The sequence below is a fragment of the Bosea sp. BIWAKO-01 genome, assembly GCF_001748145.1.
In the GTDB taxonomy this organism is placed as follows: Bacteria; Pseudomonadota; Alphaproteobacteria; order Rhizobiales; family Beijerinckiaceae; genus Allobosea.
The window spans coordinates 5559239-5572305 of the sequence record NZ_BCQA01000001.1; the positions used below are offsets into that span (position 1 = coordinate 5559239).

The 13067-nt window shown below is 64.9% G+C and carries 11 protein-coding genes; 5 read left to right on the forward strand and 6 right to left on the reverse strand.

The window, feature by feature from the left end; all coding sequences use genetic code 11:
* Window positions 1-2: 2 nt before the first annotated feature.
* From BIWAKO_RS25915 to BIWAKO_RS25940, 6 genes are all read right to left on the reverse strand, one after another.
* Complete coding sequence (locus tag BIWAKO_RS25915; protein WP_069882792.1) at window positions 3-935, reverse strand: ABC transporter permease; 933 nt, start codon at window positions 933-935, stop codon at window positions 3-5.
* Entirely contained in the window at window positions 935-1660 is a 726-nt protein-coding gene (locus BIWAKO_RS25920) for a glycerophosphodiester phosphodiesterase (RefSeq protein WP_201788649.1), read from the reverse strand. The genes BIWAKO_RS25915 and BIWAKO_RS25920 overlap by 1 nt, the downstream gene beginning before the upstream one ends.
* Window positions 1657-2649: an ABC transporter ATP-binding protein gene (locus BIWAKO_RS25925; RefSeq protein WP_069881104.1), complete on the reverse strand. Its 993-nt coding sequence runs from the start codon at window positions 2647-2649 to the stop codon at window positions 1657-1659. The genes BIWAKO_RS25920 and BIWAKO_RS25925 overlap by 4 nt, the downstream gene beginning before the upstream one ends.
* Window positions 2646-3491, reverse strand: a complete 846-nt coding sequence (locus BIWAKO_RS34920) for an ATP-binding cassette domain-containing protein (RefSeq protein WP_069881105.1) — start codon at window positions 3489-3491, stop codon at window positions 2646-2648. The genes BIWAKO_RS25925 and BIWAKO_RS34920 overlap by 4 nt, the downstream gene beginning before the upstream one ends.
* 14 nt (window positions 3492-3505) lie before the next feature.
* On the reverse strand, window positions 3506-5101 hold the full coding sequence (locus BIWAKO_RS25935; RefSeq protein WP_069881106.1) for an ABC transporter substrate-binding protein: 1596 nt from the start codon (window positions 5099-5101) through the stop codon (window positions 3506-3508).
* Between the two features lie 86 nt (window positions 5102-5187).
* On the reverse strand, window positions 5188-6027 hold the full coding sequence (locus tag BIWAKO_RS25940) for a MurR/RpiR family transcriptional regulator (RefSeq protein ID WP_069881107.1): 840 nt from the start codon (window positions 6025-6027) through the stop codon (window positions 5188-5190).
* Between the two features lie 122 nt (window positions 6028-6149).
* Between BIWAKO_RS25940 and BIWAKO_RS25945 the strand changes: the two genes are divergently transcribed.
* From BIWAKO_RS25945 to BIWAKO_RS25965, 5 genes are all read left to right on the forward strand, one after another.
* Window positions 6150-6884: a glycerophosphodiester phosphodiesterase family protein gene (locus tag BIWAKO_RS25945; protein WP_069881108.1), complete on the forward strand. Its 735-nt coding sequence runs from the start codon at window positions 6150-6152 to the stop codon at window positions 6882-6884.
* A 384-nt stretch (window positions 6885-7268) separates the two neighbouring features.
* Window positions 7269-7685 (forward strand): DUF1236 domain-containing protein, encoded by a 417-nt coding sequence (locus BIWAKO_RS25950; RefSeq protein ID WP_069881109.1) that lies wholly within the window; start codon window positions 7269-7271, stop codon window positions 7683-7685.
* A gap of 90 nt (window positions 7686-7775) precedes the next feature.
* A complete protein-coding gene (locus BIWAKO_RS25955) occupies window positions 7776-8888 on the forward strand; it encodes a class I mannose-6-phosphate isomerase (protein WP_244523547.1) in 1113 nt (370 codons plus the stop codon).
* Complete coding sequence (locus tag BIWAKO_RS25960; RefSeq protein ID WP_069881110.1) at window positions 8885-11170, forward strand: glycosyltransferase family 4 protein; 2286 nt, start codon at window positions 8885-8887, stop codon at window positions 11168-11170. Before BIWAKO_RS25955 ends, BIWAKO_RS25960 begins: the two co-directional genes overlap by 4 nt.
* Before the next feature lie 37 nt (window positions 11171-11207).
* Window positions 11208-12506, forward strand: coding sequence for a glycoside hydrolase family 130 protein (locus tag BIWAKO_RS25965; protein WP_069882794.1), 1299 nt, complete (start codon window positions 11208-11210; stop codon window positions 12504-12506).
* Window positions 12507-13067: the final 561 nt, after the last annotated feature.

Here is a 13067-nt window from a genome sequence, read left to right on the forward strand (position 1 = left end):
TCTCAGTTCTCCGAACGTGCGGCGCGCATGCGCGGATCGATCAGGGTGTAGATCGCGTCTACAGCGAGATTGGCGAGGATCATGGTGACCGAGACCATGATCAGGATCGCCTGGACCAGCGCGAAATCGCGCGACGTCACCGCGTTGACGAGAAGCCGACCGACGCCGGGGACCGCAAACACCGTCTCGACGATGATCGAGCCCGCGACGAGATCGCCGAGCTTGAGCCCGATGATGGTGATGATCGGGATCGCGGCGTTGGGCAGTGCGTGCCAGAGCACGCGGCGCATGCTCGGCACGCCCTTGGCGCGGGCCGCCACGACATATTGCTTGTTGAGGACCTCGAGCATCGCCGAGCGGGTGAAACGCGCGAATGTACCGGCGAAATGCGTTCCCAGCGTCACGGCCGGCAGGATCAGGTGCAGGGCCGTCGCGTCGCCCGAACTCGGCAGCAGCCGCCAATGCAGCGAGAACAGCAGGATCAGCAGGATGCCGAGGAAGAAATTCGGCAGGCTGAAGCCGAGCACGGCGAAGCTCATCACCAGCCGGTCCACCGGCCGATTGCGGTTCAGCGCCGCGACGATGCCGAAGCCGACGCCGAGAATGAGGCCAAGCACGAAGGCCGTCAGCCCAAGCCTCAGCGTATGGGGGAGCGCGCCTGCGATCAGCTCCACCGCCGGGCGCTGGTCGGAGAGCGAGAGGCCGAAATCGCCTTGTGCGATGCCAGCGAGATAGGAAACGTATTGCTGCCAGAGGGGTCGATCGAGCCCGAATTTCTCGCGGTAATGCGCGATGAGTTCGGGCGAGGCCTGGTCTCCGACCAGCGCGTCGATCGGATCCCCCGACAGGTTCAGCGCGACGAAGGTCAGGGTCACGATCAGCCACACCGTCAGGAGGCCGCGCGCCAGCTTGGTCAGGAATTGACGGCCCGGCATCATGACGCCACGCGGTTCTGTGCCCCGACGAGCAGGTCGGGGTCATTGAGCAGCACGGCCTGCGGGGATTTCCCGAGGATGGCAGCAAGGCCCTCGGTATCGACATCACCGACGCGGCGCCCGGTTCCGCTCCCCCCCGCCGTGACCCAGACCGGCACACGGCCGAGCAGGCCTGTCGCAACCTTTCCGTCGAGAGCGCCTTCCCAGATACGGAAGGCGCTTGCTCCCGCCGCCGCGAAATGGTTCGGATTTGCCGTGTCGGGAAGGAAGGCGAGCACCCGGACGCCCGGCATCTGGAGCCGGGCATGGGCGACCTGCAGGACGTCGCGCACGCCGATCCATACCCGGTCGCGCAGGCCTGCCCCGCCGATCACCGCGATCACCGCGTCGATGATTGTCAGGTCCTGCGTCTTGACGTCGATCAGGGCTTGCCGATGTGGGCAGATCGCTGCGAGCGCCTCGGCGAGCGTCGCGAGCCGGATGCCGCTTGAGCGCGCGATCGCCGCCAGTTCCGCGTGGGTGGTTGTCGCGATAGCCGCGGCGCTGCCTGCAAGCCGGGCCAGGTCTGGATCATGCGCGGCGATGACGACGCCGTCCGCGGTCAGGCGCGCATCGGTCTCGACGAGATCGGCCCCGGCGGCGATCGCCGCCCGATAGGCCTCCAGCGTATTCTCCGGGTATCTGGCGGAGTGACCGCGATGGGCAATGACAAGCGGCCGGTTCACGATTCTGCCCTCAGTTCTTCGGCGAAATGGCAGCGGACGCTGCGGCCCCCCTCGACCGCTCGCAACTGCGGCATCTCGGCGGAGCAACGCGGGCGGGCATAGGGGCAGCGGGTGTGGAAATGACAGCCCGGAGGCGGATTGGCCGGCGACGGCGGATCGCCCATGAGCCGGGCCGATCGCGTGCGCCTGGGCGCCGAGAGATCGGGTATCGCGGCCAGAAGCGCCATGGTGTAGGGGTGCAGCGGCTGCCGGTAGACCGGATCCGTCGGCCCCTCCTCGACGATCTGGCCGAGATACATCACGGCGATGCGGTGCGAGAGCTGTTTCACCACGCGCAAATCGTGGGAGATGAAGAGATAGGCGATGTCGAACCGCTCCTGCAGCTCCTGCAGGAGTTCGGTCACCTTCGATTGAACGGAGACATCGAGCGCCGAGACCGGTTCATCACAGACGATCAGGCTGGGTTTCATGGCCAGCGCGCGGGCGATGACGACGCGCTGCGCCTGGCCGCCACTGATCTGATGGGGAAAGTGTCCGGCTGTTTCCGGCGGGAGGGCCACCGCCCGCATCAGGCGCGTGACCTCGGCATCGCGACCGGCCCGATCTCCGATCTCGTGCAGGTCGAGCGGCTCGCGGATCTGCTGGCCGATACTCAGCCGCGGATCGAGCGCCGATTGCGGATTCTGGAAGATCATCTGGATGTCGCGGCGCTGCCGCTGCCAGTCGCCCGGGCTCAAACCGGCAAGGTCGCGCCCCTTGAAGACGATCTCGCCGCCGCTCGGACGCTCGAGCCCGACGATCATCCGGCCGGTCGTGGACTTGCCGCAACCGGATTCCCCGACAAGGCCGAGCGTCTCACCGACCCGCAGCATGAGCGAGACATCTTCGACGGCGCGGATCGTCCGCTGCGACCGGAAGAAGGAGCGTCCGCCGCCGAAATGGCGACGCAGCTTCGAGACCCGCAGCAGCGGCTCCGACCGTTCATTCATGAGGCAACCCGCTCGCGATAGACTGGCGCGGAGACATCGAGGCGCGGCATCGCGGCCAGAAGCTCGCCTGTGTATTGCGCTTCCGGCGCATGCAGGACGCGCTCCGCCGGCCCGGCCTCGACCACACGGCCATGGCGCATCACGACGACGTCGTCGGCCATCTCGGCGACAACCCCGAGATCGTGGGTGACGAATAGGATGGCCATGCCCAGCTCGGCCTTGAGCCGGTTGAGCAGGTCAAGGATCTGCGCCTGGATCGTCACATCGAGCGCCGTCGTCGGCTCGTCGGCGATCAGCAGGCGCGGCTCGCAGGCCAGCGCCATCGCGATCATCACGCGCTGCGCCATGCCGCCGGAGAATTGGTGGACATAGGATGCCAATCGTTGTGCGGGCTCGGGAATTCCGACCATCCGCAGCAGCTCGAGCTCGCGCGCCTGGCGCTGCGGCTCGGACAGGGAGGTGTGCAGCCGCAAGGTCTCGCGCAGTTGCGTGCCGACGGTATGCAGCGGATTGAGCGAGCCGAGCGGATCCTGGAACACCATGCCGATACCGCGTCCACGGATCGTCTCCAGCTCGCTTTCGCTGGCCAGGGCGAGATCGCGCCCCTCGAAGAGGATGCGCCCGCCAACGCGCCGGCCGTTCCGCGGCAGCAGGCCGAGCACGGCCTGGCAGGAGACGCTCTTGCCGCTGCCGCTCTCGCCGACGACGCATGTCGTGGCGCCGCGGCGCACGGAGAACGAGACGGAGTGGAGAATGTCGGCATAGCCGGCGGCGGTGCGGAAGCCGACCGTCAAATCCTCGACGGAGAGGAGCGCGTCGCTCCCCTCGCCGGCTTCCGCCATGCGGCCGGTATCCGTCACTTCGCGCCGATCGACAGGTTCGAGGGGCGGAAGTCCATGTAGTACTGGCTATAGGGCGTCCAGTTGACGCCCTTCTTGAGCGCGTAGCCGGTGACGGGGTTGTAGAGCATCGTCATCGGCATATCGTCCTCGAAGGCGACGAGCAGCTTCGCGAACTGCGCCTTGCGCTTGGTCTCTTCGGTCTCGGCGAGCAGTTCCCTGGCGGCCTCGTTGAACGCCGCGCTCGCGCCGTAATATTTCCAGGTGTTCTGATTGTCGGTGGCGGGGCCCCACAGGGTCAGGATCGCGCCTGCCGGATCAGGCACGCGATAGGTGTTCGACCAGGCGAATACCTGGGCACCGGGCTTGCGGACATCCTTGAAGCTGTCGACGAAATCGATGCGCGCATTGATGCCGACTGCCCGCCACATCTCCTGGATGACCTGCGCTGCCTCGACATTATAGAGGTAATAGTTCGGGATCAGCCTGTAGGAGATCTCCTGGCCCTTGTAGGAGCTTTCGGCGAGGAGCTTCTTGGCGAGCACGGGATCGTAGGAATAGCCCTTGTTCTCCTTGACATAGATCGGCCCGAAACTCGGCAGCTGGTGGCCGTTTGGTGCATAGGTCTGGCCCTTCCAGAGAGCGTCGATCAGCCCCTTGCGGTCGATCGCCAGGCTCATCGCGTGGCGCAGCTTCTTGTCGGAGAGCACCGGGTCACTGGTGTTGAACTGGAGCACATGGCTGTTCTCCAGTGGCTCCGTCTTCAGCGTGACATCCTTGTAGCGCTTGAGGCCGTCCCACTGGTCCGGCGGGATCTCGACGGCAATATCGAAATCACCCGCGACGAGGCCGGCAACACGGGCTGCGACCTCGGGAACCGAGCGGAAGGTAATGGATTTCGCCGCCGGCGCGCCCTCGAAATAGCGATCGAACGCGGCAAGCCTGATGCGGTCGTTCTTCTGGTAGTCGACGAAGCTATAGGGGCCCGTGCCGACGGGCTTCCAGCGCAGCGCTTTGGCCGCCTGATCCATCCAGGTCTTCGCTTCGACACCCTCCGTCCTGAACTTGTTCCAGGCCTCGTCGCAAATGACGAAGGACATGTAGCTCGACAGGCGGTGCTCGATGATCGGGTCGTGCTGGGCCGTCGTGATCCGGATCGTAAGGTCGTCGAGCTTCTCGACATTGGTGAAATTGCCGAAATAGACGCGGCCATCGGGATAATAGGGCTTGGCGCCCCAGAGCCGGTCGGCGGAGAAGGTCGCCAGCACGTCATTGGCGTTGAACGGGCTGCCATCATGGCAGACGACGCCGCTGCGCAGCTTCATGTCGAAGGTGGTCGGCGTGCTCCAGGACCAGCTTTCCGCCAGCCCAGGAACCAGTTTTGCGCCGCCGTCAGCCGTCGGATGCGCGAAATCGCGCCGGATCAACGTATCGAAGATCGAGTAATAGACACGGACGTCGACATTGCCGGTGTTCTCGCCGGGGTCGAGCGAGCGCGCCAGTTCGTTCACGGCCACCGTGAGTACCGGCCGCTCCGCTGCCGCGGCGCCGGGTTGCGCGGACGCAACCAGCCCCGAGCCAAGCACCGCCCAAAGCCCAGCGTTGCGTTTCATCGCTCTTGCCATTGCATCCTCCCTTGGGGGCGCCCCGCTACCGGGGTCCTTGTTCAGTGGTCCGATCACTCGCGACGCCGCAGCCGCTATCCCGGCTTGCCGCGAAACATCCGTTGCAGCGTCTCGACCTTTGCCAGCGTCTTGAGCGAGCGACCGCGGTCGGTGCGCGATAATTCCAGGATCAGCGTGTTGCAGATCGCCATCGGGACGGTGAGCGAATGGAATTCGCCCTGCTCGCCACGGTCGGCAACGAGTTGCGCGTCGCAATTCGGCACACCCGTGCGCCGGTCCGTGATCAAGAGCGTTCCGGCATTGATGCCCTGCGCATAGGCGATGATCCGCGCGGCTGCCGGACTCTCGTGGCGAAAGACCAGGGCGACGACGACATCGCCGGCGGCGAGGCCCAGCAATTGGTCAGCCGCCTGCCAGTCGGCATGGGCGACCACTGCCGCCCTGTAGCCGGACCTGACGAGACGGCGCACGAACAGGTCGGCAAGGCTGCTCGCATGCCCCTCACCGACCACCAGGATCCGCCCGGCGTCGCGCAGCAGACCGGCGGCGGCAATGATGTCGGCATCCGAAATCTGCGCAGCCAGCGCGTTCAGGGCCCGGATTTCGCCATCGACGACAGAGCCCAGGAGGGAATCGCCGCGGACGCGGCTGAGCCGGCGCCGGACGCGAACCGACGCGTCGAGATCGGCGACGACCGCATCCTGCAAGGCGCCGCGCATGTCGCGATAGGTGGCAAAGCCGAGCTTGCGCGCGAGCCGGCCCGCGGTTGAGGGATGCACGCCGGCCTGCCCTGCGACCTTGTGCGCCGGCAGGAAGCTGCCGGCTGTCCGGTCAGCCAGGAGAACCTCGATCAGCCGCCGATCGGCTTCGGTCAGTTCGTCCCGGTGCGCCGCGATAATCTCCGTCAGGCTCATGCACCCCTCCCCATGCCGCCCACGGTAGACAAGCTCTCCGCCGCTATGCAAGATAAATTGCTGAATCTTGATAGCGCAATTTATCTTGCAACGCAGAAACATCCTTGGACTGTGACGGTGACATGACAGACATCGCCTCTCATCGCGGCGGCGCCAGACTCTGGCCCGAGAACAGCCGCCTCGCTTTCCGCAACTCCGCCGCGATGGCCGTCGACTTCATCGAGTTCGACATCCATCGCAGTCGCGACGGCGTGCTGGTCGTCCATCACGATCCGCTGCTCGGCCGAACCTCAGCCGGCATGGGAGCGATCGCGGACAAGGACTGGGCCGAGCTTCGGGAGGTGGCGCTGCTGCGCACAAGCGACGAGACCATTCCCAGTCTTGACGAGGTGCTCGACATTCTCGAGCCGAGCGGCATCAAGCTGCGCATCGAGTTGAAGAACCGTGGGGATGGCAGCCGCTATCCGGGAATCGAGGCGGAGGTCGTCGAGGCACTCACGCAAAGGCGCCTGCTCGACCGGACGACCTTCACCGCGTTCGACCTGGAAACGCTCGGAGAACTGGCCAGCTCAGCGCCGGCCACGCCGTTGATCTGGCTGATTTCCGAGAAGGTTCTTGCCGCTCCGGCACGAGACCTCGGCGCCTTGTGCCGAAAGGCTCGCATGGCGGGCGTTCCTGAGATTGCTGTGCGGATATCGCAAGCGGAGGACGCCGACGCGGAGATTTGCCGGCGCGAGGCGATCCGCTACGGGCTCTTTGCCGTGCATGAGGAGGCCGATATCAAGCAGGCCTTCGCCGCGGGTGTGAGCGCCTTCACGACCGATCGGCCGGACCTGGCAGTCGCCCTGAGGCCATAGGCAGATCGGTTTGCGCAAGGCCGGGGGGACACCTTCCAAAGCCTGAGTGGGACACCGCCGCGCCGATTTCGTCGCGGCGCCTGTTCGGTGCGCCTGCCGGCTATCGTTGGAGCCACGTGGCGGATTGCCCCCGCGTCCGAAATTCCGCGCGTCCTGGTGGGCGCTAATACCGTCAACGGGACGGTTTTACGCATGGCCTGGCGCGCCAATTATAATGAGCGATCGATAGATCTGGATTTCATTTCAGAAAATCGCCAATTCTCCGCACCGATCAATAAGTGATGAAAATAAAAATGGAACTTCCTCGCATAAAATACGTTTAGCTGCTAAGTGAGCAGCTTGATGGATATTCCTTCCGGCCGGTTCATGTGAAGGGATACTTTCATGCTGAAGCAATTTATTCTTATCGCTGCGATTTCCACCATTCCAGTGGCCGCTTTCGCTCAGAACGCACCGGCTGCCCAAGGGGGCGCGCTCAGTGGGGCGGCGACGGGAGCGGTGGGCGGGGCCATTGTTGGTGGCCCGGTCGGTGCCGTCGTCGGCGGTGTAGGAGGCGCCGTGGTCGGCGCGATCATCGGCGATCAGACACCACGGTTCCAGGCCTATGTCGTGGAGCAGCGCCGTCCGTCCTACAGCTATGCCGAACCGCTCGATGTCGGCGTTACGCTCCCGAATGAAGGCATCGTCTACTACGACGTGCCGCCCGAATACGGCCAGACAACCTATCGCTACACCGTTGTGAACAATCGCACCGTGCTGGTTGACCCGAGGACACGCCGGGTCGTGCAGGTCCTTCAGTAGGATCGATCGATTGCCGCGAAGGTGACGGCGCACCACGCGCTGTCGCCGGCCTATCCGGGTCGAAAGCCCGCTCCAGCGATGGAGTGGGCTTTGGCCCATGACGATGCGCGCTCGCCGCGCACGATGCCGCTCGCGATGGGGCCCGCCCCCTCAAGACCTGCGCCATTGAAGCTGTCGCCGACCATTGCCGCATCGATCGACAGCCGTCGATCGATCACTGGCGATGCGAACCTGGAGACCGATATGGCGCTAGAACAGGCCTGCGTGCAGGTGATGCCCAAACCCTGGGGCTCGACCGATCTCCTGCCCTGGAGCGAGGTCGATCATGGCGGCACCGCGATCGGCGAGCTCTGGTTTCAACGTCACGATCTCCACGCGACCGAACCCGCCTTGCTGCTCAAACTGCTGTTCACGCAGGAAGCCTTGTCGATCCAGGTGCATCCCGACGACGCCTTCGCGCAAGCGATGGGCCTGGCTCGTGGCAAGACCGAAGCCTGGTACATCCTCTCCGCCTCGCCCGATGCCACGATCGGTGTCGGGCTGAAATCGGCCCTCACGCAGATAGAATTGCGGGCCGCCATCACGGATGGCTCGATCGCCCACCTTCTCCAATGGCGCAAGGCCCGCAAGGGCGATGTCATCTTCGTGCCGGCCGGAACGATCCACGCCATCGGCCCCGGGCTCGTCCTCGCCGAGATCCAGCAGCGGAGCGATACGACGTTCCGCCTGTTCGACCACGGCCGCCGGCGCGAACTTCACATCGAGGAAGGCGTCGCAGCCGCCCTTGCCGGGCCGGCCGCTGCCCAGGAACCGGCGCGGCGCCTCAGCGAGGCCAGGACCCTGCTCGTCGCTAGCCCGTATTTCGTCCTCGAGCGGCTCGAACTGCCTTCAGGCTCTGTCTGGGACCTGCATGCAAACCATGAAACCTGGCTGATCGTCATCGCCGGCGAGGTCAGGCTCGGATCGTTGCAGGCCCGCGTCGGAGAAGGCTGCTTCATCGAAGCCGACAGCATGCGCATCGAGGCGGGCCGCGACGGGCTGACCTGCCTGGTGGCCTATGACGCTGCGGGCCCCTGCCCCGATCTTCTGCATGCCGTCCCTGACATCCATGCGAGCGCGCCGGCCGACGCCGCGTCTGCGCCGCCCCTGCCGCTGCCCGCGTTGGCGGGTTCGTCCAACCTTTTCACGGAGGCCCGTCCATGAGCCCACTCCACCGCATTGCCTTCATCGGCAACTCGCTTCCGCGTCGCTGCGGAATCGCGACCTTCACGACGGACCTGCAGCAGGCGGTCGCCTCGTCGGGCACGGATCTCGAAACCTCGATCGTGGCCATGAACGATCATGGCCACGCCTATGACTATCCACGCTCCGTCCATTATCAGGTGGGCGATGACCGGCTGGAGGATTATGCAGGGGCTGCCGACTTCCTGAATGACGGCCGCTTCGACGTCGTTTCGCTCCAGCATGAATTCGGCATTTTCGGCGGCGACGCGGGCGGCCACATCATGGCGCTCCTGTCGCGCCTGAAGATGCCGGTCGTCACCACGCTACACACCGTCTTGTCCGAGCCGACGCCGGTGCAACGCGATGTCATGGAGCGGATCGTCGACGCTTCCGCGCGAGTGGTCGTCATGGCCGAGAAGGCGCGCGACCTGCTGCGGACGGTTTACCGGCTGCCTGCCGACAAGATCGAGGTGATCCCGCACGGTATCCCCGAATTCGCCTTTCTCGCCCCTGATGACGCCAAGACCAGGCTCGGGTTCAGCGGGCGCTCCGTCATCCTGACCTTCGGGCTGCTGTCGCCCAACAAGGGTATCGAGGTGATGATCGACGCGATGCCTGCCATCCTGCGGCGTCGCCCCGATGCGGTCTATGTGGTTCTGGGTGCAACCCACCCCAATCTGGTCCGCGAGCAGGGCGAGGCCTATCGCGCCAGCCTGATGCACCGCGTACGCGAACTGGGCGTCGAGGATCATGTGGTCTTTCTCGACCAGTTCGTCGATCAGGCGACCCTGCTCGGCTTCATCTCGATGTGCGATGTCTATGTCACGCCCTATCTCAACGAGGCGCAAATGACATCGGGTACGCTGGCCTACAGTTTCGGCCTCGGGAAAGCCGTGGTCTCGACGCCGTACTGGCACGCACAGGAACTGCTCGCCGACGGACGCGGCATCCTGGTGCCGTTCGGGGACACCGTTGCCATCGGCGATGAGATCGCGGGACTGCTGACCGATGTCGACCGGCGTCAGGCTATGCGGCTGCGCGCCTATGCCAGCAGCCGTTCGATGACATGGGAGCGAACGGCCAAGCGCTATCTCGCCGCCTTCGAGACCGCGCGCCGGGGTCGGGTGCTGAGCGTCGTCGCCGGCCCGACCATGACGACCCCGTCGCCGCAGGTGCCGGCGCCTCCGGAGATGCAGACAGGCCATCTCCTGTCCATGTGCGACGATACCGGCCTGTTCCAGCACGCCGTTCATTCCGTGCCGGATCGCGCGCATGGCTACTGCGTCGATGACAATGCCCGCGCGCTGCTCCTCGCCTGCACATTGAACAGCAGCGGAGAACGGCAGCTCGGTGACGCGCTGACGGCGTGCTTCGCGTCCTTTGTCCAGCACGCCTGGAATCCCGACATGCGACGCTTCCGCAACTTCATGAGCTTCGACCGGCGCTGGCTGGAAGAGATCGGTTCGGAGGACAGCCATGGCAGAACGCTCTGGGCGTTGGGCGAATGCGCGCGCAACGATGTCAGCCCCTCGCGCCGGCAATGGGCGGCCGCCTTGTTCGCGCAGGCCTTGCCCGTCGTCGAGAGTTTCACCTCGCCCCGCGCCTGGGGTTTCACCCTGCTCGGCCTCGACGCCTATTGCGCCATCGCCGCGGCGCCGCCAACCGCCATCTGGCTGCGCACGCTGCTTGCCGATCGCCTGCTCGGCCTGCTCTCAGCCGCGGAGACGCCGAACTGGGTATGGTTCGAGGATGGGCTTTCCTATGACAATGCGCGCCTGCCCCAGGCCCTGATCGCAACCGGAGCCTCGATGAAGGTTCCAGGCTATCTCGAGGCCGGATTGCGCTCGCTGCGCTGGCTCGCGGATCTGCAGACCACGCCCGCGGGCTTGTTCAGGCCGGTCGGCTCCGACAGCTTTGGCGACAAGCGCCGTGCGCCCAGGTCTTTCGACCAGCAGCCACTGGAGGCCACGGCGACGATCTCGGCCTGCCTCGCGGCCTGGCGCGCCGATGGCGATCCGCATTGGCGGACCGAGGCCGCCCGCGCCTTCGCCTGGTTCCTCGGGCATAACGACCTCTCTGCGCCGCTGGTCGACCTCGACACAGGCGCTTGTCGCGACGGCCTGCATCGCGACCGTGCGAATGAGAACCGCGGTGGCGAATCCGTGGTATCCTACCTTCTCAGCCTCGCCGAGATTCGCCAGCAAGCCCGCATCAGCGGGGACCGCCCGAAACTGGCGCCGCTTCGGGTCTTGCATGCCTGAGCCTTCGGCGATCGCGCACAAACAGACTGGGGTCGCCTTGTCCCAACCCGCGTTCCTGAATCGTCAGGCCCTGTATCTGCGCCCCGATCCCTCCAGAGTCGTCGTGCGCCGGTTCGGCCCCACGGCCGAGCCGAGGGACCTCAACCCCGTCGACAAGACCCGGGCGAACCATATCGTCGACCGGGTCCTGGCGCTTGATTGCGACACGGCCGAAAGCCTGCTCGCCGACGTGCTGGAGAATTTCAAAGGCCGGCACCGCAACCTGCTTGAAAAATTCGAGCAGCGCGCCGACGAGATGGAGGACGCCTTCGCGACGCATTGCGACTTCACCAGGATCCAGCGTCAGCTGGTCGGAGCCTATTTCCTCCATGAATATTCGTTCGAGGCCGCGGCTCTCTTCAATCCGAGCATCGTTTCGCACCCTGATCAGTCCGGCGCTCCCCCAGGCGGGCGCCGCTTCATCCTGAGCGTTCGTGCGGTTGGCGAGGGACATATCTCATCGCTGACCTTCCGCTCGGGCTCGATCGCGAGTGACGGCAGCGTCAGCGTCGATCCGACATCGCGCCTGGCGTCGATCGCTACCTTGCGCAACCGGATGGCGCGTCTCGATGGCGACGATGTCGAGGTCGTCTTTTCGCCCGACGGCGACATCAGCGAGCGGGTGATCTTTCCCGTTACCGCATCCCAATCGAATGGCATCGAGGACGCGCGCTTCGTCGCATTCGACGAAGATGGCAGGACAGTGTTTCGGGCGACCTACACCGCCTATAACGGCAGGGCGATCCGGTCCGAACTGATCGAGACCAACGATTTCCTGTCGTTTCGGCTGTCGCCACTGCGCGGGACGGCCGCCGCGAACAAGGGCATGGCGCTGTTTCCCCGGAAGATCGACGGACGCTACGCGATGATCGCGCGGCAGGACAACGAGAACCTTTATCTCGTCCATTCCGATGACCTTTTCACCTGGAACGGCGGTGTCGTGATCCTGAAGCCGCAGTTCCCGTGGGAGTTCGTTCAGATCGGCACCTGCGGGTCCCCGATCGAACTAGACGAGGGCTGGCTGCTGTTGACCCACGGCGTCGGGCCGGTCCGGAAATATGCGATCGGAGCGGTTCTTCTCGACAAGCAGGACCCGTCGAAAGTCCTCGCGCGTTCCCGCGAGCCGCTGGTTCGGCCGGAGCCCTCCGAACGCGAAGGCTATGTCCCCAACGTCGTCTACACCTGCGGCGCGATCCGCCATAACGACCACATCATCCTGCCCTACGCGGTCTCGGACACGTATTGCAATTTCGCGACGATCAGGATCGCGGAGCTGATGCAGGCATTGGAGCACTAGAGACGTCGTTCGGAGATTGCTCGCGCGAGCGGTGGGGCGAAGATTTCGCCCGCTCTTTCCCTGGGTAAGCGTTGAATCGCTCATGCAGCAAGCCGCCGGTCGGCGCCGCCGAACCCAAATATTCTGGCAAATAATCGCAGGTCAAAGCGGTCAAAGAACGGAACGCTATCTCTGCGCGAAGACGACGCAGACTTCGCTCTTGCTTATTTACTGAACCAAGCGCATAGTAAATCGTCGCCTTCTTTCAAATTGGATCGAGAGCGAGTCGCGGCGTCAATGTGGCGCCGGCCGACACTGGATTTTCGTCTTGCAAGGCAATGGCCAGATCATCTGGCGCATCGGCACGCGTCAGCCGGCATCATTCAGCTTCAGAACGTCACTGGCTGCCAGGGACATGTGCTGCGGGCATCTTGTCGCGAACCTGAGCCGGACAGACCCTCTCCAGTTCGCCTTTCCGATTCATCTGATTCAGGATGACCGAGACGTCGTGGATCTTCTGATCATGGGCCATCGCGACGATGGAGCGGCCTTCATCGGTTACCTGGCTTCGCCGACGCATGA

Bases quoted from the DNA above. Each gene is read 5' to 3' on its own strand.
- BIWAKO_RS25915 (WP_069882792.1), bottom strand. From the start codon at position 935: ATGCCGGGCCGTCAATTCCTGACCAAGCTGGCGCGCGGCCTCCTGACG.
- BIWAKO_RS25925 (WP_069881104.1), bottom strand. From the start codon at position 2,649: ATGAATGAACGGTCGGAGCCGCTGCTGCGGGTCTCGAAGCTGCGTCGC.
- BIWAKO_RS34920 (WP_069881105.1), bottom strand. From the start codon at position 3,491: ATGGCGGAAGCCGGCGAGGGGAGCGACGCGCTCCTCTCCGTCGAGGAT.
- BIWAKO_RS25935 (WP_069881106.1), bottom strand. From the start codon at position 5,101: ATGAAACGCAACGCTGGGCTTTGGGCGGTGCTTGGCTCGGGGCTGGTT.
- BIWAKO_RS25940 (WP_069881107.1), bottom strand. From the start codon at position 6,027: ATGAGCCTGACGGAGATTATCGCGGCGCACCGGGACGAACTGACCGAA.
- BIWAKO_RS25945 (WP_069881108.1), top strand. From the start codon at position 6,150: ATGACAGACATCGCCTCTCATCGCGGCGGCGCCAGACTCTGGCCCGAG.
- BIWAKO_RS25950 (WP_069881109.1), top strand. From the start codon at position 7,269: ATGCTGAAGCAATTTATTCTTATCGCTGCGATTTCCACCATTCCAGTG.
- BIWAKO_RS25960 (WP_069881110.1), top strand. From the start codon at position 8,885: ATGAGCCCACTCCACCGCATTGCCTTCATCGGCAACTCGCTTCCGCGT.